The organism is Limosilactobacillus rudii (assembly GCF_014145455.1).
GTDB classification, from domain to species: domain Bacteria; phylum Bacillota; class Bacilli; order Lactobacillales; family Lactobacillaceae; genus Limosilactobacillus; species Limosilactobacillus rudii.
Map to the genome: position 1 here is coordinate 1 of NZ_JACIVB010000040.1, position 24,605 is coordinate 24,605.

21 protein-coding genes are annotated in these 24,605 nt (G+C 38.4%); 11 read left to right on the forward strand and 10 right to left on the reverse strand.

Going from position 1 to position 24,605, the window contains the following annotated elements:
* The 4 genes from H5S39_RS02380 to H5S39_RS02395 form a co-directional block, all read left to right on the forward strand.
* The coding region (locus H5S39_RS02380; protein WP_182599956.1) for an LPXTG cell wall anchor domain-containing protein at positions 1-2,570 on the forward strand (2,570 nt) is incomplete at its 5' end.
* A 22-nt stretch (positions 2,571-2,592) separates the two neighbouring features.
* Positions 2,593-3,078, forward strand: coding sequence for a hypothetical protein (locus tag H5S39_RS02385; protein ID WP_182596874.1), 486 nt, complete (start codon positions 2,593-2,595; stop codon positions 3,076-3,078).
* Complete coding sequence (locus H5S39_RS02390; protein ID WP_182596875.1) at positions 3,079-3,327, forward strand: hypothetical protein; 249 nt, start codon at positions 3,079-3,081, stop codon at positions 3,325-3,327. It abuts the gene before it with no gap.
* 106 nt (positions 3,328-3,433) lie between these two features.
* Positions 3,434-4,126: a hypothetical protein gene (locus H5S39_RS02395; RefSeq protein ID WP_182596876.1), complete on the forward strand. Its 693-nt coding sequence runs from the start codon at positions 3,434-3,436 to the stop codon at positions 4,124-4,126.
* On the opposite strand, the gene H5S39_RS02400 is transcribed toward H5S39_RS02395, so the two are convergent.
* The 4 genes from H5S39_RS02400 to hemH all read right to left on the reverse strand — a co-directional run bounded on the left by H5S39_RS02400 (position 4,123) and on the right by hemH (position 8,603).
* Positions 4,123-4,773: a GHKL domain-containing protein gene (locus H5S39_RS02400; protein ID WP_182596877.1), complete on the reverse strand. Its 651-nt coding sequence runs from the start codon at positions 4,771-4,773 to the stop codon at positions 4,123-4,125. The two genes, H5S39_RS02395 and H5S39_RS02400, sit on opposite strands and share 4 nt — an antisense overlap.
* A gap of 728 nt (positions 4,774-5,501) precedes the next feature.
* A complete protein-coding gene (locus H5S39_RS02405; RefSeq protein WP_182596878.1) occupies positions 5,502-6,230 on the reverse strand; it encodes a LytR/AlgR family response regulator transcription factor in 729 nt (242 codons plus the stop codon).
* A gap of 133 nt (positions 6,231-6,363) precedes the next feature.
* Entirely contained in the window at positions 6,364-7,668 is a 1,305-nt protein-coding gene (locus tag H5S39_RS02410) for an Nramp family divalent metal transporter (protein WP_182596879.1), read from the reverse strand.
* Positions 7,665-8,603, reverse strand: a complete 939-nt coding sequence (gene hemH, locus H5S39_RS02415; protein ID WP_182596880.1) for a ferrochelatase — start codon at positions 8,601-8,603, stop codon at positions 7,665-7,667. The genes H5S39_RS02410 and hemH overlap by 4 nt, the downstream gene beginning before the upstream one ends.
* A 315-nt stretch (positions 8,604-8,918) precedes the next feature.
* Here hemH and H5S39_RS02420 point away from each other — a divergent pair, with 315 nt between their 5' ends.
* From H5S39_RS02420 to H5S39_RS02430, 3 genes are all read left to right on the forward strand, one after another.
* Positions 8,919-9,833, forward strand: a complete 915-nt coding sequence (locus H5S39_RS02420; protein WP_182596881.1) for a PLP-dependent cysteine synthase family protein — start codon at positions 8,919-8,921, stop codon at positions 9,831-9,833.
* A 191-nt stretch (positions 9,834-10,024) separates the two neighbouring features.
* Positions 10,025-10,885, forward strand: coding sequence for an Rpn family recombination-promoting nuclease/putative transposase (locus tag H5S39_RS02425; protein WP_182596882.1), 861 nt, complete (start codon positions 10,025-10,027; stop codon positions 10,883-10,885).
* A gap of 86 nt (positions 10,886-10,971) precedes the next feature.
* The gene (locus tag H5S39_RS02430; RefSeq protein ID WP_231832885.1) at positions 10,972-11,511 is read left to right on the forward strand and encodes a flavodoxin family protein; all 540 of its coding nucleotides are present in this window, start codon (positions 10,972-10,974) and stop codon (positions 11,509-11,511) included.
* 51 nt (positions 11,512-11,562) lie between these two features.
* On the opposite strand, the gene H5S39_RS02435 is transcribed toward H5S39_RS02430, so the two are convergent.
* Positions 11,563-12,591 (reverse strand): YeiH family protein, encoded by a 1,029-nt coding sequence (locus H5S39_RS02435; protein ID WP_182596884.1) that lies wholly within the window; start codon positions 12,589-12,591, stop codon positions 11,563-11,565.
* A 141-nt stretch (positions 12,592-12,732) separates the two neighbouring features.
* Here H5S39_RS02435 and H5S39_RS02440 point away from each other — a divergent pair, with 141 nt between their 5' ends.
* Complete coding sequence (locus H5S39_RS02440; RefSeq protein WP_310735856.1) at positions 12,733-14,196, forward strand: amino acid permease; 1,464 nt, start codon at positions 12,733-12,735, stop codon at positions 14,194-14,196.
* Positions 14,193-14,909 (forward strand): alpha/beta hydrolase, encoded by a 717-nt coding sequence (locus H5S39_RS02445; RefSeq protein WP_182596885.1) that lies wholly within the window; start codon positions 14,193-14,195, stop codon positions 14,907-14,909. The genes H5S39_RS02440 and H5S39_RS02445 overlap by 4 nt, the downstream gene beginning before the upstream one ends.
* Before the next feature lie 55 nt (positions 14,910-14,964).
* Here the strand turns inward: H5S39_RS02445 and abc-f are convergent, their stop codons facing one another.
* Together abc-f and H5S39_RS02455 are read right to left on the reverse strand one after the other, a co-directional pair.
* Positions 14,965-16,545, reverse strand: coding sequence for a ribosomal protection-like ABC-F family protein (gene abc-f, locus H5S39_RS02450; RefSeq protein WP_220477028.1), 1,581 nt, complete (start codon positions 16,543-16,545; stop codon positions 14,965-14,967).
* A 153-nt stretch (positions 16,546-16,698) separates the two neighbouring features.
* The gene (locus H5S39_RS02455) at positions 16,699-17,643 is read right to left on the reverse strand and encodes a Dyp-type peroxidase (RefSeq protein WP_182596886.1); all 945 of its coding nucleotides are present in this window, start codon (positions 17,641-17,643) and stop codon (positions 16,699-16,701) included.
* 155 nt (positions 17,644-17,798) lie between these two features.
* Between H5S39_RS02455 and H5S39_RS02460 the strand changes: the two genes are divergently transcribed.
* Positions 17,799-19,316, forward strand: coding sequence for a YfcC family protein (locus H5S39_RS02460; protein ID WP_182596887.1), 1,518 nt, complete (start codon positions 17,799-17,801; stop codon positions 19,314-19,316).
* Between the two features lie 12 nt (positions 19,317-19,328).
* Positions 19,329-20,663, forward strand: coding sequence for a dipeptidase (locus H5S39_RS02465; RefSeq protein ID WP_182596888.1), 1,335 nt, complete (start codon positions 19,329-19,331; stop codon positions 20,661-20,663).
* Positions 20,664-20,805: 142 nt separating this feature from the next.
* Here H5S39_RS02465 and gtfA read toward each other — a convergent pair whose 3' ends face one another.
* The 3 genes from gtfA to H5S39_RS02480 form a co-directional block, all read right to left on the reverse strand.
* Entirely contained in the window at positions 20,806-22,263 is a 1,458-nt protein-coding gene (gene gtfA, locus H5S39_RS02470; protein WP_182596889.1) for a sucrose phosphorylase, read from the reverse strand.
* Between the two features lie 21 nt (positions 22,264-22,284).
* Entirely contained in the window at positions 22,285-23,502 is a 1,218-nt protein-coding gene (locus H5S39_RS02475; RefSeq protein WP_182596890.1) for an MFS transporter, read from the reverse strand.
* A 302-nt stretch (positions 23,503-23,804) separates the two neighbouring features.
* The gene (locus tag H5S39_RS02480; protein ID WP_182596891.1) at positions 23,805-24,599 is read right to left on the reverse strand and encodes a serine hydrolase; all 795 of its coding nucleotides are present in this window, start codon (positions 24,597-24,599) and stop codon (positions 23,805-23,807) included.
* Positions 24,600-24,605: the final 6 nt, after the last annotated feature.

Consider the following 24,605-nt stretch of genomic DNA (forward strand, 5'->3'; position numbering starts at 1 on the left):
GGGGGGGGGGACTAACTGCCTCAACTGTTCATGCAGATGTTAAGCCAGCTGCTGGTGAAGCAACAACTAATGATGCAATTGAACAAGCAAAGGATAAGGTAGCGCATGCAACGACTGCTCAGCAAAGCGCTCAGGCAGCCAATAATCAGGCACAGGCTGAAGTAGCTACTGATCGACAAGCAGTTACTCAAGCTAAAACTGATTTAAATCAAGCACAAGCAAAGCAAACGACTATTCAAAAAGCGGTTGACAAGCATAGTCAAGTTGAAACTGAGTTGAAGAAGGCGGAAGAAAGTCAAGCGGCTATTGCGCAGGGAAATGCACAAGGCCAATTAGATAATGCTGTTGCTAATGCTCAAGCGAATGTTGCGCAGGCTCAATCCGCTGTAAGTAATGCTCAAGTAGCAAGCAGTCAAGCCCAATCAAACTTAGCTAATGCTCAACAAGCATTAAAGAGTGCCGATAGTGCAGGGCATGAGACAACCCAAGCAGATGTTGATGCTGCGCAATCAGCTGTAAACACTGCTGAACAAAATAAAAATACTGCTGACCAGCAAGTTAATGCTGATTCAGCAGCAGTTCAAACTGCGGATTCAAATGTAAATGCAGCGCAAACTGCTGTAAATAAGGCTAATATTGACTACACAGTGGCCCTTAATGATGCTAATAAACAAAAGCAAATGTTAGCACAAGCTCAAGCCGCGTTGAAGAATGCCCAAGCGCAAAGTAGTTCAACTACAACGGCTAAGAAGAACGTTGTCGACATTCTGTGGATTCCATCCAATTTTGGAACGTTAATGAAAGGAGCCTTTGATGAAGGTGCTCACCTTAGTCAAGAGCAAGTAGACATGCTTAATGAGCTTTATACTAAGAATGTCAATGCCTTTACCAACCATATGGATGACGTGATGTCAGATGCTGATTATGATACGACTTATGACCTTAGCGGACAGAGTTATAACGTGACTGATAAACAGGGGCATGGAACGAACGCTCAAGCTGAATTAGAAGTATTTGCAGCTGACGTGTTGAATGCATTTGGCGCTAAGTTAGGACTTAACCCAGTTAAAGTTAATATCGATGTTGATCTTAATACGAATTATTACTATAAAGATCATAGCCATAGTCTTCCTTCTAATAGTCGATTAATCGATCAGTCTGTTGTTGGTGCTTCTAATATTACATTACTTCGTGGTATTAGTCTGGCATATCCAATTATGGGTGAACCAGATACTTATTCAATGGATCAATTAAAGTACGACATCTTTTTACAATTAATGCAAGCAATGTTTAAAGATGATTCATCGATTCAAACACAAGGTGATCATGCAGCAACATTACTTGGCAATCGTTTAAACGATCGCTCGGGTGCTGCAAATTATATTACGATTGCGACTGATCCCACTAGTAGTTCAAACTTAGCAACTGCGCATTCATACATTGGTATTACTGCACTAAATGATCAAGCTGCCAATCAAATTAAGTCAGCAGATTACACTTCCAAGCTTGATTCAACCATCAGCAGTCAAATTGACTTATCTGCTTTACAACGAACTGTTGGCAATGCACAATCAGCACTAGCCCAAGCGCAAAAGGGTGTTAAGAATGCAGCAGTCACTAAACAAACAACTGTCCAAGCATTGACTAATGCTAAGCAAGTATTAGCAGCTGCCCAATCGAAGCTTGATCACAGTAAGCAAGCTCAAGCGGATGCGCAAAACAAGCTTAAGCAAACAACCCAACATCTTGCAGATGTACAGGCAGCATTCAACCATAATAAGCAAACTGCCCAATCAAATGCTGCAAGGGTTGCCCAATTACAACAAGCTGTTAAGGATGCACAAACAAAAGTTGATCAAGCTCAAGCTACTTTGGATAATGCGAATAGTAACCTCAAGGATGCTAAGAACAAGCTCCAAGCTGCCTTATCGGCACTGAACAACTGGAAGAATGCTAAGCAAGCAGCTGATCAAAAGGTTAATGACTTACAAGCGGCATTGGATAATGTTAGTCAAGCAGATCTTGATGCTGCTAATCAGGCAGTTAAGGATGCACAAACAAAACTTGATAATATTCAGCAGAAGCTTAATGATGCAGAGATAAAACAGGCTGATACAGCAAAAGCATTAGTTGCCACTAACCAAGCATTAGCCAAGGCCCAACAAGAACTTACTATCCAACAGGCTACTCACGGTAATCGGGATACTAATCAAATTGTGCTTCCTGTTGCTCAAAACAAGGACACTGGTAACGATAGTAAAAAGGATAATGACCCAATCGTTAATGAAAGTACAGTTACTCAACAACCGCTTGAAACTAAGGCGGGCTTAGCTTCTCCAGCTACTATAACTGTTAAAAGAACAGCAGTGGAAAGCAGTGCATCTAATTCTAGTTTCGTAACTCGTGAAGAGTATAAGACAGCTCAACTAAAACAGCAAAAGGCAAGTAATAATAGTGCTATTACCCTTCCACAAACAGGAAATTATACTAATAAAGATCTATCTATTATCGGATTGGGGCTCGCTACCTTTGTTTCGTTGTTTGGTCTAACTCGTAAGCGTCGTTATTAATCGACTGTGGAGGTATTAAATCATGAGTGAGTTTGATGAAATTTTTACAGAAAAGAATCTGAAAAATTCAGATAAATTTGTGCCAGGGGAAAAAGCCTTATTTACTTCTAAGTCGAAAGAGGAAGTAAAGAAAATCTTTAACTTAGATGAAATTCCTACATATGCGGCATATGAGGTTGTCGACTCTCGTAGTGCTGGTTATGCTATTTCGCTTTTATTTGACCAGTCGTCCAATCATGGTAATAAAAAACCTTTAACTGTCGTTGCGATTGGTGCTAATCCAAAGGGAGATAATGAGAATAACACGGCACGAAAAGATATGAAAAAATGTTCTCTTGAACCAACGAGACAAGTTGAATTAAAGAAAACCATCTATACTTTACGGGACAGTGACATGTATGTTGATAAATTCGTTCAATTAGATTTATTTGCTGACAGAACTAATAAGGCTTATCAGACAATGAATTCGCAAACCCTTTCTAAAAATAAAGAATTGATCAAATACTAGGTGAAAAAGGCGGACATAATTATCCTTGCCTGGGGTGTTGGAACTGAGAGAATTTTAGCCAAGCATCAGGAATATCGACAAGACATTTTACGGGAAATTGAGGAACGACAAGATTCTAAAATAAACCCAGCAAAAGTTTATGCAATTGGGTTTAATGATGATGGGATGGTTATCCATCCTGCCTATGACACTACGGTAACTTCATTAAAACCTTGCGTAGTTAAAAATGAAACAATTACCCCTGCTTAAAATTAAGAAAACGTAATCTTTAAGTGTATAATGAAAATACGGCTCACCAAAATGGGAGTCGTATTTTTATTGCTAAGAACAAATTAAATAAAGGAATGAAACTTTAATGCCATCTGATTCAAAGAATAATCATTCAATACTAGGAATTGTGTGTCCTTACTGTGGCAGAACCTGTGCTTTAGGAACAAAGCGGTGTCCCAATTGTCACCACGAGCTAAAAGATCCACATTATACATTAAGTAATAATTTCCAGACTTCACCAACCGCGACTAAGAAGTCAAAAATATTAAAAGGTACGGCAATTATTTTGGTTATTCTATTTGCTGTTGGGCTGGGATGGCTATTTAAAAATAAAACTATTACCAATAATTCCCTAAGTCCCTACATATATGTGCAAATAAATTACTATAATAAGCAGAAAAGGATATTGCAAACTGATTATTATGTAGCAAAGCAAAATGTTTCTAATAAAAAGGCACAACACAAATTTATTCTTGGTTACCTTGGCCGAGGAAAACGGGGGAAAAACTTAATTCGCGATAATGACATTACTACTATGGGCAAAAGGTTTACCCACACCTCTCATTATCAATTGAGAATTCACAAGAAGGTAACTTATTTGACCGGTCCACAATTTATTACGATTAAAGAATCTTCTGCGATTGTACTTCCAGCAAGGCAAATAAACGGATTTAATCCCACCCATGTCCCTGCAACGAATATTTTAAAATGCAAAAGTAAAAATCAACAAGTACATTTTATAAAAATTATCCCGGTTGCTATTAGTGCTAATAGCTAATTCGGGTGGATAATAATAGCTTGCTCAAAATAGTGATTATGAGAATCAAGACGATTTTCAATAAAGGGATAACGAGAAAGAAGTTGACGGAGATTGCGAAGACCAAGACCGTGGACAGCTGGGGTAAGAATCCGTGACGATTGTTTTGTTAATCGTTGAAGGTCAACTTTTTCTTCAGTAGTTGTGTTACCAATGATAAGAATTTGATCATTTTGGTCATCAAAGAATGCAAAGTTAATCTTGCCGTCTTTTGCTTTTGTAGCGGCGTTAATTGCGTTATCAAAGAGAATTGAAATAATTCTTATCAGGTCAATAGTATCGATTTTAGAAGAAGGAGTAATCGGTTTTTCAATTTCGAGATTAACTTTGATTCCTTTTTCTAATGCCAAAGAAACTTTATCAAACAATAGGCTTTTGATTTCTAATGATTGCACTTGAGATAATTTGCTAAGAACAGTATTTTGTGTGTCAATTTTTGTATTTGTTGGTAAGATAACACGATTAAAGATAGATTCGACTTGATCAATATTGCGCTGTTTAATGGCATCATCTAAGCTTAATAATAGGTTTTTATAATCGTGACGGAAAAGTCGTAAATTATCGTACATTTCTTCGATATGACTTGTATAGACTTGTAAGCTATTCATTTCGTTTTCTAGATTAACTGAACGCTGTTGGTAAAGAAAATAACGTGTTATATATTTGATGATTAAGTAGGTTAGTATTCCATAGACAATCCCCGTAAGACCGTACTGAAGATTATTCACTTTAAAAAATTGGGTATGGTAAATATTTCTAAAAACGAGAAATGAAATTAAAAAGAGATTAACAATCCAAGATATAACGGGGTGCAATGAAATCACAATTTTACTATATTGCTGAATTAAAGGCTTCATTTTAGATAAAATAAAATAGGCAATTCCAAAATTAATTAATAATATGAAATTAATGCCATAATTAATAAAAGCCGTTGAATATTTACCAGTGAAATAGGAGACTAATGAGACGTATTGGGATCCAATTAGTGAAGTAGAATAATAGAAATATCCCAATCCAATTAACAAGAAAAAGATAATTGGATTATATGTATAATTTTGATTGAGAAAAAAGTAAAAAATTAACGAGTAAACAATAATAATAATTAAAATTCCGCCTAGAGAACGGGCAAATATACCAGAAAGACTAAACGTCATTAAAATATATACGTATATTGGAATTTTAATATCAGAAGTAAGGCTAAAAAGTTTAAAAAATATAAAAGATGTTAGGAAACTATTTAACCAGAATCCATATAGGTAATTAAAAATAGATCCAAAGTTAGAAGGGAGCGGGAAAGTAAATTCAAAAAAAGGCATAGTGAGTTTTCTCCAAATTATTAATTGATTAATTTTAAAATGTGACGAATATGTAACTTACTAACGGGACAAGTTTCCCCATTATAGAAATAAATAATTCCTTTTCGGGGGTCCACGTGATCTATTTGTCGTAAATTAACTAAATAACTCCGGTGAGCACGGAAAAAACGATGGTCCATTTTTTCAATATCACGGAGATTATGGTTTAATTGTCGTTGCTGATTATTAACAGTATTTAAGATTGATGAATGGGAATTGGATGAATTCGATTCAAAATAATTGATATTCATAAAGTCGATTTTGATTATATTTGAATAATCCTTATAAACAAATGGTTTTTCATTATTACTTGCTTGAAGTTGCGTTTGAACTTGTTGAATATCTTTTTGCAACTCAGCATAAATATCACTATAGTCTTTTGCAATAAAGTCTAAAGCGCTAACTCGATACTTATAAGTACGGTATAAGAATTCATCATGAACCGTAATAAAAATTAACGAAGCAAGCTGGTCATGAGCTCGTATTTTCTTACTGAACTCAAGACCAGCATTTTTAATACCATTAATTTCGAGATCTAAAATGAAGACATTAGACCGACTTGGTTGAGGAAGGCTTTTTCTTAAGTCATCAATATCAGCGAAGATTTTGCAGTCAACTTCAATATCTAAATTGGCGCCAATCTTTTCAATATTATTTTTCATTTGTTGGAGCTGAATTGGATCGTCTTCCAGAATAAATACGTTTAGCATAAGCTGTCTATCCCTTACAATGACAAATTTCAGTATTGAATATATCATTACTACTTACTGAAAATAAAGGAAAAATACTGAAATTGCAGAGAAAATGCAGAATACTGAAATTAAGAGCAGAACAGTGAAAAAATTAAAACAGAATAAGCAAATTTAACCCGGTAACCAAACTGGCTAACAAATACCCCAGAACAGTTTGCCAAAGTGAATTGACATGCTGGCCCATCATCTTTTTACTTCCGGTTAGGGCTACTAAGGGGTATAGGGTGAATGGGAGCGCAATACTCAAGACAATTTGGGCGTAAATGATTAATTGTTCGAACTGCTCTTCATTGAAATTAATCATAAAACCAATGATCAGAATAGGGACAAGAGTAACTGCCCGGGTTAATAACCGTCGTTGCCATAACGGTAAGCGAATATTGATAAAACCTTCCATCACGATTTGTCCGGCAAGAGTACTGGTAATTGAAGAAATTAACCCGGTAATCAGCAGGGCAAAGGCAAAGAGCCAGCTCATGAGCGGACTAGCGAGGCTACCAACGATATGTGGATTTTTAAGACCAAAGAAGACATCCTCCAGACTACCAAGACTAGCAGCGTGGAAGAAAAGTGTTCCGCCAAGCACTAACAAAAGAGCGTTGACGATAAAGGCCATGAAAAGGTGGATCAAAGAATCCCAGTTTGCAAAACGCAGCGTTTCTTTGACTTGTTTTGGATCATGTTCATCGTAGCGCCGACTTTGCGCAAGGGATGAATGTAGGTAGATATTATGGGGCATGATTGTTGCGCCGACAATTCCCAGACTGATCAATAGTTCACTGTGGTTGGTAAAGATAACTTGACGGGGAATAAAGCCGTCCAAAATTGCAGCAAACTGGGGATGTGCCCGGCATACTTCGATAGCAAAGATTACTCCAACCGTTAAGATCGCAGCAAGGACGATAAACTCAATTCGTCTAATTCCAAAATGAAGGAAGAAGAGGACAACAAGTACGTCAGCAATCGTTAAAATTACGCCAATCAGGAGCGGTAACTGAAATAGCATGTTTAACGCAACGGCTGTCCCAACAACTCCAGTTAAATCAGTTGCCATCATCGCTACTTCATTTAGCAGCCACATAACGATCCGGAGAGGTGTCGGTAAGTGATCAGCAATTGCCTGCGCGAGGTCTGTCCGTGTTGTTACCCCGAGTTTAATTGATAATGATTGCATAAACATGGCAATGAGAATTGCGGTGAATAGGATTACGAGTAGCTGGTAACGATACTGACTACCCCCAGCAAGCGAAGTCAGCCAGTTACCAGGATCCATGTAGCCGACTGCCACTAAGGCTCCTGGACCGCTGTATGCTAGAAACTTTTGCCAGAATGCACTTTCGTATACGTTCGGAACATCAACACTTCCATTGATTTCATCTAAACTTTTTTGCTTCATTGTGTCACCTTTTGTCTTACCAGGTCGACGATAAACTTAGCAAACGCTGGTGAATCGTTTAGCGAAGGGACCATTGTTAAGTCATTGCCACCATTTTCCCGGAATACTTGATAATTTTGGGTACTATCTTCTTCAAGCGTCTCAAGACAATCAGCGACAAAGGATGGGGCCGCCACTAGAATATTACGGTGTCCCAGCTGGGCTTCGTTTAATAAGACATTACGAAGATAGGGCTTCAACCAGGGCATTGGCCCAAATTTTGACTGGTAGGTCATCTTAATTTGTTTTTCGGGGATATCGAGTCGCTTGATTAATTCAGCCGTGGCCGCCTCTGTTTCTTTTTGGTAGGGGTCACCATGTTTAACCATTGCAGTCGGGATTCCATGGTAGGAGATTAAGAGCTTGTCGTAGTTTCCGTAATCCCAGGCGTCCTGGATTTGCCTTGTCAGCAGTGATAAGTAATGATCTTCGGCTGAAAAGCGATCAATAATTTGAATGTTAGGATCAACCGCATGAACCTTGTCAATAATTGTTTGGGTAGTACTTTGCGTGAAGAAAGGGAAGAGGGAGAGGACAACTATTTTTTTGCATTCTTTTTTCATCTCAGCGAGAGTATCAGTAATTGATGGTCGACCATAGTTCATTGCCATTTTAACCACCCAGTCGGGCATTAATGCCTGAACTTTGGCAGTAAGTCGTTGGGTGTAGACAATTAGTGGCGAGCCTTCCTTCATCCAGCAATTACGGTAAAAAGTAGCCGATCGCCATGATCGTGTTGGCAAAATAATTCCTCGGAGAAGTGGTTGCCATAGAGCTGGTGGCATCTCAATTACGTTACGGTCACTAAGGAATTCCTGTAAGTAGCGTTTAACGTCAGGAGTCGTCGGGCTGGCCGGTGATCCAAGGTTAACTAACAACAATCCGTGTTCTTTCATGAAAATAACTCCTCGTAAAAAGTAATTAATCTTATTCTACACCTGCTTTTGGATCAACCTTGATAAAAATCTTGACAACTTACTTTTTGCTCGTTATGATAACTGTAATTTGAAATACGAGGGAATACTGATGAAAAACAATTATTTTGTTAACGCAAATACTTGTTGTTGTGAATCGCGTCTTATGCGACTCACTTTTTGGTATACTCATTTTTAACTGAATTACTATCAAGTTGATATCACATAAGGCGTAGATCCAAGAACTAATCTTGAATTTGCGCCTTTTTTGTATACTTTGAGAAAGAAGGATCTCAGATGTTAGTTGAAAATACATATGATTTAATTGGTCACACCCCGCTGATGCATTTACCAATGGAAACACCTAATAAAGTTAACATTTACGCCAAGCTTGAAATGTTTAATCCAGGTGGAAGCATTAAGGACCGTTTGGGAATGGCACTCATTCAACGGGGATTTAATGAAGGTAAGGTTCATTCGACCACAACGATTATTGAACCGACCGCTGGTAATACGGGAATTGGGGTAGCACTTGCAGCCTTAAAATATCGTTTGCCAGTTAAACTGGTTGTGCCAGCAAAGTTTAGTTTTGAAAAGCAGACTTTGATGCGTGCTTTGGGTGCAGAAGTGATTAATACCCCTAGTGAGGATGGCATTAAAGGGGCGATTACAAAGGCAAAGCAATTAGCTGCTGAGATTGGGGATGCTTATGTTCCATTGCAATTCCAAAATACCGCTAATCCTGATGTTTACCAACGTACATTAGGGCCTGAGATTCTTGCAGATCTTAGAGATGAGCCAATTGATGCCTTTGTAGCTGGCGCCGGAAGTGGTGGGACCTTTGCTGGAATTTATAAGTCCCTTCATGATGTTTACCCACAATTAAAGGGATACGTAGTCGAGCCAGCGGGATCAATCCTGAATGGTGGACCTGCCCACAGTCACCGCACAGAAGGCATTGGGGTTGAATTCATTCCACCGTTTTTCAAAGAGTTAAAATATACCGGTGTGAAGACGATTAGTGATGATGATGCCTTTTATTATGTCCGCTGGGCTGCTAAGAATCTCGGCCTCTTTATTGGTAGTTCGAGTGGTGCAGCACTTGCGGCTAGTTTAGAAGTTGCAAAAGAATTACCAGAAGGCGCTAATCTTGTGACGGTCTTTCCAGATTCCAGTGAACGCTATCTTAGTAATAATATTTATGGGGTGTAGGGGATGAATATTTTTCGTTTTATTACTGCGCAAGCGTATATCAAAAGTCCAAGTAATCAGCTTGAAAAAGGATCGTTCTGGAAAAAGTTATTTAATTTTTTGAAATTTTGAGAGTGCAAATCTTATTTTTTTACGTATTTATTATGTAGGGGGATAATTTGACCTAAATCTTATATAATGGAGTTAAGTAAATGAGTAGAGAAAGTGTACGTCAACAAGATATTCGCAGAATTGAGCAGCAATGGTATAACATGACGATTACAAGTGATCCGATGTTTGGATTAGTAATGCAGAACAAGGCTATTTGCCTTAACTTAATTCAGCGAGCACTACCAGAATTGAAAATTAATAAGATAAAACAGATCACAACTCAAAAGGAAGTGGCAACTTTGGCGGTTGATCGTAGTGTCCGTTATGATGTTTATGCAGAAGATGACCATCAGCGCATTTATGTAGTCGAAATGCAAATGAAAAATGAGCATAATATTCCATCACGATTACGATATTATCAAGAGCAAATTGATAATGATTTATTAGAACCGGGAGCAGACTACAATAAATTAGCCCATTATCCGACATACGTGATTATGTTTTGTAATTTTGATTACTTTGGTCGTGGGTGGGCAAAATATCGTTTTGATTGTACTTGTGTTGAAGATCGTCAATTAAAACTTGGTGATAATCGGACTGTTGTTATTTTTAATGCAAAAGCAAAACAATTTAATGGTAATGAGCAAATTCGGGGCTTCCTTCAATTAATGCGAAATCAAGTAGTTCCAGATGATTTACTTGTTCAACAGGTTCAAAAGGAAGTTCAAGCTGTGAAGAATAATCCAGAGAGGAGACGGGGCTATATGAAATTTGAACTAGATTTAATGGATGCGCGTCGTGCTGGTAAGAATGAGGGAAAAGAAGAAGCTGTTCAGAACTATATTAACTTTTCTTATAAGCAGCATTTGGATGATCAACAAATTATTCAAGGGATTGGGGAGATTCTTGATATACCGAAGGAAAAAGCCGCAGAGTATTTTGCTAAGTATACTAACCAATGATACAACTTAGCTATCTATTACTATCCAATTAAAGTATTATCTTTTTAATTGCAAACTTACTATAATAAAGTAAGAAAGGATGCGATTTGATGAAAATTGTTATGTTAACAGGAAGTCCCCATCATCCCGGTACATCAGAGCAACTAGCTGATGCTTTTGAAAAGGGTGCTGTTGAAGCTGGTAATGAGGTTTATCGCTTTGATGCCGGAAGAAGGACTGATGAATTTTCGCCGATTAAATTAGAAGATAATCATCCTGGTGCTGAAGTAGCAATTGAACCTAATGATATTGTGACTAATGAAGTAATGCCCAAATTATTAGATGCAGATTTGGTAGTCCTAGTTAGCTCGCTTTATTACTATGGTATTAATGCAGCATTAAAAGCTGTAATTGATCGTTTCTATAACTACAATCATGAATTACACGGCGATAAGAAATCAATTACGTTGGTCAGCGGTTATGGTCAAGAAGATGCGTTTGCTTCACTTAATTTATATTTTGATCAGCTATTAAAATATATGCGGTGGGAGCATGTTGGCAGTGTCTTAGCAGCTGATTCATGGAATGACGCAAAATTAGCTAAGCATGTTGATGAAGCATACCGATTAGGAAAATCAGTTAAATAAAAAAACGGGGCTGGCGAGAAAGCATATTTCTCATCAGCCTCATCCTTTTAGTTAAAAGAATATTTTACTCATAATAATCATAAATACTAGTAAACAAACAGAACTAATTGCGGCCGCCCCGAAAACAGCACCGCCACGTTTGAAAATAACTTTGAAGTTTACCGAAACACCAAGGGCAGCCATTGCCATTCCAAGGAAAATGTAAGCGGCTTGGACTAATCCATCCAAGAAAGCAGTTGAGAATGGTAAGAAAGTCCCAAGAACACTGGTTAGGATAAAACCGCCTAAGAACCATGGAATTGGTAGTTTCTTTGGTTCCTTTGTATGTTCTTCTTCACTTTCTTTGATTAGTCGGTGTTGATACCAGTAACCAACAATCAATGCAACTGGTGCTAAAAGTAACACCCGTGATAATTTCATAATTAATGCATTATCAAGACTAGCTTCACCAAAGGCACCTCCGGCAGCGACCGCGTGGGCAATTTCATGAAGTGATCCGCCAGCGACAATTCCAAATTGGGGGTCAGTAAGGCCAAGCAGAGGCTTAATTCCAATCTCTAGAAGCGTAAAGACAGTTCCCATTACACAGACAACGGCGACAGCAAGAACTTCATTTTCTCGTTTTCGTTCTTCATCGTCAGTCTCAATTTGTGGTGAAACCCCCATTACCGCGGCTGCTCCACAAATACCGCAACCACATGCAGAAAGGATCGCTAGTTCATCTTCGGCACCGAATTTACGACTTAACCAGTAAGTGAGGACAATTGTCCCAGCAACACCGACCGCAGCAACTAAGATTGTCTTAACACCTGCAGCTGCTAGCTTTTCGAGATTTAACCGAAAACCAAGCAAGATGATTCCAAGTCGTAAAAACTTGTTAGAAATAAAGCCAATTCCACCTTGCGCTTCATTGCGTAGGCTAGCGGGTGTTAACTGCATTGCAATCCCTAGTAACAGGGCAATTACTAATGCCCCAATTAAGTTAACGTAGGGTAGCTTAGCAAGAAGTACCCCGGCAACAGAACAAATCAAGGTCATAATAGCTGCTAGCCAAAATGACCTTGTTTTCATGATACTCATAAAATAATCAATCCCCTCGATTTATTATATCCTCTAACACTTTAGCAAAAGTTTTATAATAAACAAGGGTAAATCCTAATAAAAGCCCTTTCATGTCGCGTAAAAAACTAATTATTGAAATTTGAGAGAAGATGATTTGGTGTGGATAATAAAAAAGAAAATCATGTTCGGCGTTTATTAAAAACCCGTCATTTAGCAATGATTGCCCTTGGTGGTTCGATTGGAACCGGATTATTTGTTGCTAGTGGTTCAGCTATTCATACTGCGGGGCCAGGAGGAGCAATTATTGGCTATGCAGTGATGGGGATAATGGTGTATTTCTTAATGACTAGCCTTGGTGAGATGGCAACTTTTATGCCTGTTAGTGGCTCATTTGCGACTTACTGTACTAAGTTTATTGATCCGGCATTAGGATTTTCAATGGGCTGGATATACTGGTTTAACTGGGCGTTAACTGTTGCCGTTGATAGTACAACTGCAGGAATTGTGATGAATTTTTGGTTTCCTAATATTCCTAGTTGGCTATTTAGCTTGGCCGTATTGGTTTATATTATTATTGTTAATGCGTTAGCGGTTAGCTCATTTGGCGAAGTTGAGTATTGGCTTGCGATTATTAAGGTAATTACCGTTATTTTATTTTTAATTGTTGGATTTGCAGTTATTTTAGGCATTATGGGTGGAAAAACGATTGGCTTTCATAACTTAACCTATAAGCAAGCACCATTTGTGGGGGGCTTTCCAGCAATTTTAAGTGTATTTTTGGTTGCTGGTTTTTCCTTTCAAGGGACTGAATTGGTTGGAATTACGGCAGGTGAATCAGCCACACCGGCAAAGAGTATCCCACGGGCTATTCATTCTACTTTTTGGCGGATTTTACTATTCTATGTTTTATCAATCTTTGTAATTGCATGTATTTTGCCTTATACTAGTCCAAACTTACTCGGGTCTTCAGTTAAGGACATTACAATTAGCCCCTTTACCCTTGTTTTCCGGCGTGCGGGGTTGGCATTTGCAGCCAGTGTAATGAATGCTGTGATTTTGACGGCAGTAATATCAGCCGCTAATTCAGGAATGTATGCTTCAACACGGATGATTTATGCGATGGCACATGAAGGACAGGCCTGGCGAATTTTTGGTGTAACCAATCAGCGTGGAATTCCTATTTATGGATTATTAGCATCGACATTAGTGGCATCGCTAACCTTCTTAACAGGAATATTTGGTCCGGGCATTTACGAGTTTTTGATTGATTCAAGTGGTTTAGCTGGTTTCCTGACCTGGATGGGGATGGCCGCTGCGCACCTACGTTTTCGGCGAGCTCTAAAGATTCAGGGATATAATGCTAATGACTTGCGGTACCATGCTGCTTTTTATCCTGTTGGTCCAATCCTAGCCTTACTTTTATGTGCAGTGGTGATTATTGGCCAAAATCCAACGGCAATTTTACATGGTAATTGGCAAGAAGTTATTTTGACTTATCTTAGTGTTCCGCTTTTATTTATTTTATGGTTATACTATAAATTACGGTATCGAACTCATCTTGTATCGTTAGCTAAAGTAGACTTAAAGCAGGGACATTTTAAATCAAATGAGGTGACAAAATGAAAATTAAAAATATAACCTTGATGCAGCCTTATTCATCGCTTGATATTTATCAGAGTAAGACAGATCGGCCGTTACCAGGAATTGTTATTGTTCCAGGAGGCAGTTATAACCAAATTATGGAAAGGGACTCAGAGCGGGTAGCAGTAACCATGGCTACTCATGCTTGGCAGTCATTTGTTGTTCGATATCCGGTAGTAGAACATAAAAATTATGAAAATGCTAAAATTGCGATTAGTGAGGCCTTTGACTATATTGTTGACCATGCTGAAGAACTACAAGTAGATCCAAAGCGCTTAGGTATTATTGGCTTTTCAGCAGGCGGTCAATTGGCGGCGGCATATAGTAACATTAAAGAGACAAAAGCCAAGTTTGCGGCACTTGGCTATCCTGTTATCCAACCAACCATTGATGAACGGATGGGCGTGACGACAGAAAATGTTGCTGAGCTAGTAACTAAGCAAACTCCACCAACATTTATGTGGGGCTCAATAAAAGATGATTTAACGCCATTTGTTGATCATGTTCAAGTATATGCCAATGCATTAGCCCACCATGATGTTCCGTTTGAACTCCATGAATTTGGTACTGGTGGACATGGGATTGCCTTGGCAAATAAATATACGGGAATTGTTAATGGTGACCGGGTTGATGAACATATGGGAAAATGGTTCCCATTGTTTCTTGATTGGCTCAATGAATTGCACTTGGCGTAAAAAATAGGAAGTAAGTTTTTTAAGACTTGCTTCTTATTTTATTTCCTGGGGAATTTTAAATATTAATCTGTTTAGTTGCTATTTCATCAATAAAGTGTTGGTCATGTTCGATGATTAACATTGGTGGACGGACAGTTTGAATTAATTTAATTAGTTGATCCTGGTTATAGGTGTCGAGGTAATTAAGCGGCTCGTCCCATAAATAGAATTGTGCTGGTTCGACGAGTGAACGAGCTAATTCAACTTTCTTTTGTTGCCCCATGCTCATATCTTCAATTGGCGTATTGAAGCTCTCTCGTTTCATTCCAAATTTTCGCAGGAGGTTGAGAAAGTCAGCATAATTTAGTTGATAATACTTTGCGAATTCACGGAGGGTTCCATGATGATGATAATCTTGCCGAACAACGCTCACTTTTAGCTTACTGCTCAATCTAATTTCACCTGATTGGTTACCCGTGAAATTACCACAAATTGCGTGAAAAAGACTAGATTTTCCTGTTCCGTTATTACCACAGATAAGAATTTGATCGTGAGAATTGGCGGTAAATGATAAATTGGAACATAGCGAATGCCCCGGATAACTAAGTGAAAGATCAGTGATATGAAGTAATTCTTGGAGGTGCGTTGGCTGTAAGTTAATGGTTAATGGCACGGTAGTCTCAACGTCTTGGAGTAATCCTTCACGCTCAGTAATTGCTTTATTGAGCCGATTATTTACAATTACTGATTTTTTCATCATCTTTGCTGCCTTTGCGCCGATGAATCCTTTGTCTGCATGAGAATTGTTTTTCTTTTCGCTTTCAGCTCGTTGTGCCCACTGCTTCTTAGTAGATTGCACTTTCTTTAGATGGTGGATCTCTTTAAGCAGCTGTTCATTTGAGTTAATTGCATCTTTATCCCTGACGCGTTTTTGCTTAAAGTAACTACTGTAATTACCGTGTTCAAGTATTAATTGATGCTGTTCAATTACAAGTGTATGGTCAATGATTTGGTCAAGAAAATGTTGGTCATGACTGGTAATGATAAAGCCGGTTTGTTTCTGTTTTAAGTATTGCGCAATTAATTTTCGCCCGTGCTGGTCAAGGTGGTTTGTCGGTTCATCAAGTAATGGGAATAAATCATTTTGTGCAAACAAGGTAGCAAGCATTATCCTCGTTTGTTCGCCACCGCTTAACGTTTTTACTGGTTGCCATAATAAAGCAGGGTCGGTAGCCATTAAGTTTAATTCTCGCTCCACTTGCCATTGTTCTGTTTGTGGTGCAACTTCACTAATGTTATTCCAGACTAGCTCATTGGGATCGATAATTTTTAATGGATAATAGCCAAAGTTGAGGCTAGCTTGAACTTGCCCCAGGTAAGCTAATTGATTTTGGAGAATTCTAAAGAGGGTTGTTTTACCACGTCCATTTCGTCCTAAGAGGCCAAGCTTCCAGTCACTGCTTAGGTTGAGGTCGCAATGGTTAAAAAGTGGTTTTTGCCCTGGATAGGCAAAAGTTAAGTCATTGATTATAATTGGTTCGATAAAAATCACCCTTTCATGGACAGCAGGAAAGAGTAGGAAAATAAAAAAGGCCTCCCCAACTGGGTAGACCTTAAAAAGTAGTGTCACTAAACCACTAGTACACTTATCAGTCAAGCATTGAAATATAAAATCCTACCCATAGTATCTCCCTGCATTATCAGACAGTAATAGATACGCTAAATTGTGTAGAATTAAAATTTCAATGGATGACCCCTCCTAAAATTTGATGCACTTAATATAACAATTTAGGATTATCTTGTCAATAACTTAATTTAATTCACCGTCAGCAATCTTATCAAGCATTGGCCGCGATGGAATAAAGAATAATTGACCACCGAGGATATCAGAGAATGTTAGCAGGTAATCATTCTTTTCTAGCATATTCTCTAGCATCTTCTTTGTGACAGTCCAGTGACGTGAATAACCGATAAAGAATGTTCCAGTATTACCAGAAGCAGGGTCGGAGTAAGGAACGTTCATCCGGACAATCTTTTGTTCAACCCCATCAATTTCGGCCTGAGAAGTAACGTTGTGAGCATTTTTGAACTTTTCTTGTTCACTAAGTTCAAGGTCAGAGAATTTCTTTCGACCAACCGCTTTTTCTTGATCTTCGGTGGTTAATTTATTCCAGATATCCATATTGTGACGCCACTTTTGTGCAAAGGCATATGACCCATTTTCAAATGTTGGATCTTCATCACCGATAATGGCGTAGTCCGCTGCATCTTGTGGTTCAGGATTTTCCGTTCCATCGATAAAACCAATGATTGCTCGACCTTCAAAGTAGCGGAACCCCTTAGTTTCATCGACAACGTTAGTAATATCCTTTACGAAAAGCATTAATTGGGCCATAAATTCATAAACAACTGCTTCGTCATTTGCACGGATATGAAGGAAAATATCACCTTCCGCTGCTGGCATCTTATATTTTGGCCCGGTTAGTGTCTGATATGTTTCAAGTTCTTTTGGCTTTGGTGCATTTGGGAATAGGTAATCCCATGCATCATTACTAAAACCAAGTGAGACCTTTAGATTCCCTTTATTATCACGAATACGGAGAGAGCGAGTAATTGCTTGGAAGCGATCAACAAATTCTTGGATTGCCTCTTGTTCTTTTTCTCGATCTTGCCGTTTTAACTCTAGTACTGTGAATTGAACATGTTCGCCCGCGTCTTTCCAAACGTCTTGGGCTTTATTTGGATCCATTGCCATTATGTTCTCCTCCTTAAAGTAAGTTATCGTATTACATGCTAATTATAGCATTCTTTTTATCTTTGATTTTAATAATTGCCTTATTAAGTTGAAGCCGTTTTCAAGGTGAATTAAAATAAAAGTGTATCTATTTTTTTACAAAAGGGGTGACTATTGTGCAAGAAGCGCAAGAAAAAAAGAAACATCGCTTTCATATGCCATCTGCGTTTACAATTTTATTCATTATTATAATTTTAATTGCAATTTTAACGTGGATTATTCCAGCAGGGACATATGCAACCGATAAAGCAGGAAATATTATTTCTGGGACCTATAAGACAGTAACGAGTAAACCACAGGGAATTTGGAATATCTTTATGGCACCAGTGATTGGGATGGTTGGTGATAAAAAGACCGATGGAGCAATCTCAATCTCGCTTTTTATTTTAGTTATTGGTGGCTTTCTTGGGGTTGTAAACAAAACTAATGCCTTAAACGAAGGAATTAGTTCGATTGTTCGTCGCTATAAGGGTCGTGAAAAGCAATTAATTCCGATTTTGATGTTATTATTTGCGCTCGGTGGTTCGACATATGGAATGGGGGAAGAAACGATTGCTTTTTATCCATTGTTAATTCCAGTAATGATGGGTGTCGGTTTTGATTCAATTGTGGCAGTTGCAATTGCCCTTGTTGGTAGTCAGGTTGGTTGCCTTGCATCAACTGTTAACCCGTTTGCGACAGGGGTAGCCTCACAAACATTAAATATTTCACCAGGGGACGGACTTGTTTCCCGGGTAATATTGTTGATTATTACCATTGCTATTAGTATTGCTTATGTTTATCATTATGCATCAGTAATTGAAAAGGACCCAACTAAGTCGCTAGTGTACAACCAACGTGCTGAAGACGAAAAGCGGTTCTTGATTAAGACTAATTTAGATGATGACCATAAGATGACTGGGCGGCAAAAAACGGTTATTTGGCTATTTGGAATTACCTTTGTCATTATGATTTTAGGGTTGATTCCATGGACGAACCTAAATAGTCACTGGACATTTTTTGATAATTTAACTAAGTGGTTAGTTAATATCCCATTCCTTGGTGACCTACTTGGTCATGATATGGCCCCGCTAGGAACATGGTACTTTAATGAAATCACGATGCTGTTCCTCTTTATGTCAGTATTGATCATGGCAGTTTATCACATGAAGGAAAGCGAATTTATTGATGCCTTTATGTCTGGAATGAGTGATTTCTTAAGCGTTGCAATTATTGTGGCAGTTGCCCGGGGAATCCAGGTTGTCATGAATGACGGTATGATTACTGGGACGGTTCTCCACTGGGCAGAAGTAGGTCTAAATGGCTTATCACAAACTGTCTTTATTATTTTGACGTATATTTTCTATATCCCAATGTCATTCCTAATTCCATCAACTTCTGGTTTAGCAGCAGCAACAATGGGGATTATCGGACCAATGGGGCACTTTGCCCACGTTTCTGGTAGTCTTGTTATTACTGCTTACCAAGCTGCCTCAGGTTGGGTTAACTTGATTACACCAACGTCTGCCGTGGTAATGGGGGCACTAGCAATTGCTCACATCAATATCAGTATTTGGTGGAAGTGGATGCTTAAATTAATGATCTATCTCTTTATTGCAACGTGTGTATTTCTAGGCGTTGCTGCATTGTTGTAGGAGGTTAAGATAATGACAGAGATTATTACAGAAAAAGACCAGCAAGCTGCGACTAAGACGTTGGAACGATTGATTTCAGTACCGTCATATAATCAGCCTGCAGAAGACGGAGCACCATTTGGTCGTGGTATTCGGAATGCTCTCGATGAAATGATGAAGATTTGTGATGAATTAGGATTTAAGACTTATGAGGATCCAGCTGGTTATTATGGTTATGCAGAAGTTGGTAGTGGTGAGAAGGTATTCGGAATTATTTGCCATCTTGATACTGTTCCTGCTGGTGACTTAAGCAAGTGGGATCATGACCCATTTAAAGGGACAGTGATCGATAATGCAGTTTACGGTCGTGGATCACAAGATGATAAAGGTCCGGGGATTGCGGCATTATTTGCAGTTAAAGCATTGATGGACCAAGGTTATCATTTTAATCAACGGATTCGTTTTATCTATGGAACTGACGAGGAAATTTTATGGCGGGGAATTGCTGAATATAATAAAAAAGAAGCGCCAATTGATAGTGGAATTTCACCAGACGCCGAATTTCCGTTAATCTATGCTGAAAAAGGCCTTCAACAGTCATATCTTGTAGGGCCAGGAACTGACAAGTTGAAGATTAGTTTGAAGAACGCATTCAATGCGGTTCCCGATAGCGCAGTTTATGATGGTCCAAAGCAGGATGAAGTAAAGGCTGCCCTCGATAAACATGGTTTTGAGTATACTAGTGATGGTCAATCAATCACAGTTATTGGAAAATCAGTTCATGCCATGATGGCGCCTAAGGGAACTAATGCGGTATTACGATTAGCAATTGCTCTTGATGATGTTTTTGACTTTAAACCGTTAGATTTCATTGGTAAGTTATTTAAAGAGGACGCTACTGGTAGTAATGTTCTCGGTGAAGTAAAAGATGAATCTGGTCAGCTAACCTTTAATATTTCAAGTTTAGAGATCAACGAAAAAGAAACACGGATGCAGATTGATTTACGAATTCCTGTTACTGTGGATCGTGATAAGTTAATTGCTAAATTGAGCGAGAAAGTTGCACCATATGATCTTGAATATGTCCATTTTGATTACCTAGCTCCTCTGTATGTACCTAAAGATAGCAAGCTGGTTAAGACATTAATGGATATTTATAAGAAGCAAACAGGCGATAAAGATGCTCAGCCCCAAATTTCAGGTGGTGCGACATTTGCCCGGACAATGAATAATTGTGTTGCCTTTGGTGGAATGTTGCCAACAACGCCTGATTATATGCACCAAGCAAATGAGCAATGGCCATTAGCTGATATGTTCAAAGCAATGGAAATTTACGCGCAAGCAATTAAAGCGTTGTGTATCGATTAAAAGTTGCTAAAAAGCACCCCTGCAAGTCTAAATTGATTTGCAGGGGTGCTTTTTCGAAATAGGTAACTTTTGAGAGAGATAAAGCGTTAATGGAAAGGAATATTACCTATTTTTATTTATTTTGAGAGAGATTATTTTGTAATTATTTTTGTTCCATTACTTTTTCGCCGTTAGCAGTAACAGTAAATGTCTTGTTAGCAGCGTCTGCTTCAAGGATAGCAACATTTTTACCATCTTTATCCTTACGAGTAATCTTAATAGTGGTTTCAGTTGGTGTTTCAACATCAATTGAGCCATCAAGGTCAAAGGCTGCAAACTTGTTCCGCCATGAAAGTAAGTCTAAGAGGTTCTTAACTACTGGTCGTTGAACTTCCTTAGCAACTTCTTCCTTGGTGTAGTAGTGACGGTTGATGTTACGACCTTCTTTAGTCTTTTCAAGTAATTCCAAGTCGTTTGAACCAGCAAGTAAACCAACGTAGTAAACCATTGGAATACCAGGAGCGAAGATTTGGAATGCCCGTGAAAGCAAGTAAGCCTTGTCATCGTCACCAAGTGCGGAGTAGTAAGTAGAGTTGATTTGGTAGATATCTAAGTTGTTGTATTCAGCACTGGAGTACTTCCGCTTAACATTAGCACCAACCTTGTACAATTCGTTTGATGCATATTCGATTTCATCATCAGTTAAGATATCCTTAGCATCAACAACCCCAATACCATCATGAGTATCAAGAGTAGTAAATTGCTTCATTGGTGACATCTTCAACCACTTAGCAAGGCGGTTAGTCTTACCAGAGTAAAGGGTGTAAAGAGTAGTCATTGGTAAGGTAAAGTCATAGATGAAGAAGTTGTGTTCAGAAATCTTTTGTGGAATTGTGTAGTGTTCGTGGATTTCTGGAAGAATCGTTGCCTTGTAAGGGGCAAGAATGTCTTGTACTTCATTTAGAAGGTCCCAAATTTCAGGTTCAACGAAAAAGTCATTAGTACCAACCTTCTTGATAGCGTAAGCAAAGGCATCAAGACGAATCATATCAGCACCATGCTTAACCATGTCGACTAATGTTTCCTTAAAGAATTCATTAGCAACCTTGCTCTTAACATTGATATCGATTTGTTCTTCACCAAATGTGTTCCAAAGGTGTTCCTTAGTTCCATCATCAAATGTGATTTCTTGTTCAGGAGCCTTATCTTTACGCTTGTAAATTAAATCGACATCTTCTTGGGTTGGACGATCTTTTCCAGCCTTTTCCCAGAACTTTTCCCAACGGATAAAGAAGTCATTGTACTTGGAATCATCATGCTTCTTTTTAAAGTCTTGGTACATTTCAGATTTCTTAGAAATGTGGTTGATCATGAAATCAAACATTAAGTAATAGTCTTCACCTAATGCTTCAACATCGTCCCAGTTACCAAAGGCAGGGTCAACAACGTCATAACGGTAAGGGGCAAAACCACGGTCACCAGTTGATGGGAAGAATGGGAGCAAGTGGACACCACCGATAGCGTCACCGATGTACTTCTTTAATACTTCATGAGTTTCCTTGATGTTTTTACCCATTGAGTCAGAGTAGGTGATTAACATAGCTTCATTTTTGATTGGCATAATAAAAACCTCCGATTAAAATTAATTTGTTTGTTTCGAACGACGAGTTGCAAAGAAAATAATTAAGGCAATAACGATTAACATTATTCCATAGATTGAGAATGGAGCGGCCAAATTCATACCGCTAAGTGGACGACCCATTAAACGGTTCATCCATTCAGCAATTGTTGGCGAGAAGAATGCCCCAAAATTAAATCCAATTAGGACCATTGAAGTAACAAGTGGTTGCCGTTTAGCTGGTGCCAAATCAGGCAAAAGGTTGAAAATCAAAGGTGAAACTAATTGAAGTGGGAAGCCAATAAGGAGTAATCCAATAACTAACATTACGAAATTCCCGTTGGCAAAGGCAAATAAGAAGTTTGAAATTGCCATTAGTCCAAGGCCAAGGTAAACAGTATTAAAACCGAGGACCTTGTTAATTGAACCGTAGAATAAACCACCAAGGGTTGCACCAATTAACATTAGTGACAGGAACATTGATGAACCTGTATAATTACTTCCTTTAATTGCAACGGCTAAACCAGGGAACCGATTCTCCATTCCAACATAGTCGACAACTAAAAGGAAAGCAAATAAAACAAGAAGGTAAACGACCGGACTAATCTTTTTGATTGGTTCACTTTCGTCTGTCAATTCATCAGCAAGATTATCTTCAGTAACACTGTTATCCTGGGCCTTGCTATCATCTGGGACACGGATAGCAAAGAAGAATAATACAACGAACGCAAGTAGATAAACGGCAAATGAAGCGTGCCATCCAGCATAACTTAAAATTAGACCAGCAATTGCTAAGGTACATGCTTGACCAATTTGTTCAGCAGCAGCACGCCAGCCCAGCATTTGGGCACGAGTAGTTCCTTCGTACCAAACGGAAATCATTGAGATGGCTTGTGAGTTGTACAAACCAAACCCAGCACCCAAGATAAGACGAGAAATTAAAATGGTCGTATAGTTATCCGCAAAAAGCGGTACGATTCCGGCAAGACCAACAATAGTTACCCCAGCCATGATAATCTTTTTGTCTGAAATATTAAACCATTGTTGAAGTAATGGCGAAAGGACAACAAAAATCATTACAGCAAATGAAGGAGTAGTAACTAGATATTCTGACTGTGTTTGCGAGATTCCGAGTGCTGCCTTTAGCTGTGGCAACGAACCTTGGATGGCGTAAGCACTCGTAACCATGAATGAAACTGACAAGAACGCTAATTTGGTAATAATAGAATTTTTGCTATTCATAATTAGTAGGTACTCTTTCTATTAGATTTTTGATAAACGTTTATCATGTAATGTACAACTACAATATATAATATCTGTTTAAGAATGTCAAACGTTTAACAAAGATTTTTACTAAAAAACTGTAATCAGTTACATTGTGATTAGTACGCTCTTTTTATGAAACAAAATGAAAACTTGATACGATGGTATCCATAGCTATTAGATCATTATTGTGAAAAAAATAACATTATTTGAACGTTTTACTTTTTTTAGGTAGATATAAAAAAACTGGCAAGGATTTTCACCTTAACCAGTTTTGAACCTTAATCTAATATTGGCTTAGTTACCCGGGCGAGTTGTTCAATTACTTGTTGCCCAGCAGCCATTGTTTGATTTTTGTCGGTGTAGACAGCGATTGTATAGTCAGTTCCATTGCTATTTTTAACATAGCCGATACTATTAACAATCCAGCCGCTTTTACCGTAGCTAAGCCAGCCATTCTTTAAGGCAAAATTATCGCTGCTGGCAGAAATCCCCCACGCTTGATCGTCTTCAACGTTACTCATCAGTGCGCGAATCTCAGCACGATCTGCATCGGATAATATTTTAGAACTATAGAAAATATTATTTAATAACTTAACCTGATCTTTAGGGGTAGTAACAGTTAACCCCCAGCTACTATTTGCATGCGATTGGGTCATGTTAAATTTTTCAAAGGTTTGCTGTAAACCATTCTTGCCACCAAGATAATTTTCAAATAATTCACTTGTAGAATCATTGTCACTTTGTTCAATCATTTTTTTAGCTAATGATTTTTCGTGACTGGTAAGTGGGCCCTTTTGATTAGCAAGGATACCTGCTAGAATACTAACTTTAACCGTACTAGCTGTTCGAAACTTATGGTGGGGAGCATTACTAGAAGTATATATTTGATGGGTCTTGGGAGAATAAACTGCAATGCTTACATTATTATTAGAAGTGAAAATTATCTTGTTCCACGCTGATTTTAGTCGTGCACTCGTTGATGTAAAATGGTGAACTCCTAAGATAATTAGTATAACAGCGATAATGATAAGGAAAAGTTTACCTTTTCGACGCCTATGCTGCGACCTTTGCATTCTTCA

Bases quoted from the DNA above. Each gene is read 5' to 3' on its own strand.
- H5S39_RS02385 (WP_182596874.1), top strand. From the start codon at position 2,593: ATGAGTGAGTTTGATGAAATTTTTACAGAAAAGAATCTGAAAAATTCA.
- H5S39_RS02395 (WP_182596876.1), top strand. From the start codon at position 3,434: ATGCCATCTGATTCAAAGAATAATCATTCAATACTAGGAATTGTGTGT.
- H5S39_RS02400 (WP_182596877.1), bottom strand. From the start codon at position 4,773: ATGAATAGCTTACAAGTCTATACAAGTCATATCGAAGAAATGTACGAT.
- H5S39_RS02405 (WP_182596878.1), bottom strand. From the start codon at position 6,230: ATGCTAAACGTATTTATTCTGGAAGACGATCCAATTCAGCTCCAACAA.
- H5S39_RS02410 (WP_182596879.1), bottom strand. From the start codon at position 7,668: ATGAAGCAAAAAAGTTTAGATGAAATCAATGGAAGTGTTGATGTTCCG.
- hemH (WP_182596880.1), bottom strand. From the start codon at position 8,603: ATGAAAGAACACGGATTGTTGTTAGTTAACCTTGGATCACCGGCCAGC.
- H5S39_RS02420 (WP_182596881.1), top strand. From the start codon at position 8,919: ATGTTAGTTGAAAATACATATGATTTAATTGGTCACACCCCGCTGATG.
- H5S39_RS02425 (WP_182596882.1), top strand. From the start codon at position 10,025: ATGAGTAGAGAAAGTGTACGTCAACAAGATATTCGCAGAATTGAGCAG.
- H5S39_RS02435 (WP_182596884.1), bottom strand. From the start codon at position 12,591: ATGAGTATCATGAAAACAAGGTCATTTTGGCTAGCAGCTATTATGACC.
- H5S39_RS02445 (WP_182596885.1), top strand. From the start codon at position 14,193: ATGAAAATTAAAAATATAACCTTGATGCAGCCTTATTCATCGCTTGAT.
- H5S39_RS02455 (WP_182596886.1), bottom strand. From the start codon at position 17,643: ATGGCAATGGATCCAAATAAAGCCCAAGACGTTTGGAAAGACGCGGGC.
- H5S39_RS02465 (WP_182596888.1), top strand. From the start codon at position 19,329: ATGACAGAGATTATTACAGAAAAAGACCAGCAAGCTGCGACTAAGACG.
- gtfA (WP_182596889.1), bottom strand. From the start codon at position 22,263: ATGCCAATCAAAAATGAAGCTATGTTAATCACCTACTCTGACTCAATG.
- H5S39_RS02475 (WP_182596890.1), bottom strand. From the start codon at position 23,502: ATGAATAGCAAAAATTCTATTATTACCAAATTAGCGTTCTTGTCAGTT.
- H5S39_RS02480 (WP_182596891.1), bottom strand. From the start codon at position 24,599: ATGCAAAGGTCGCAGCATAGGCGTCGAAAAGGTAAACTTTTCCTTATC.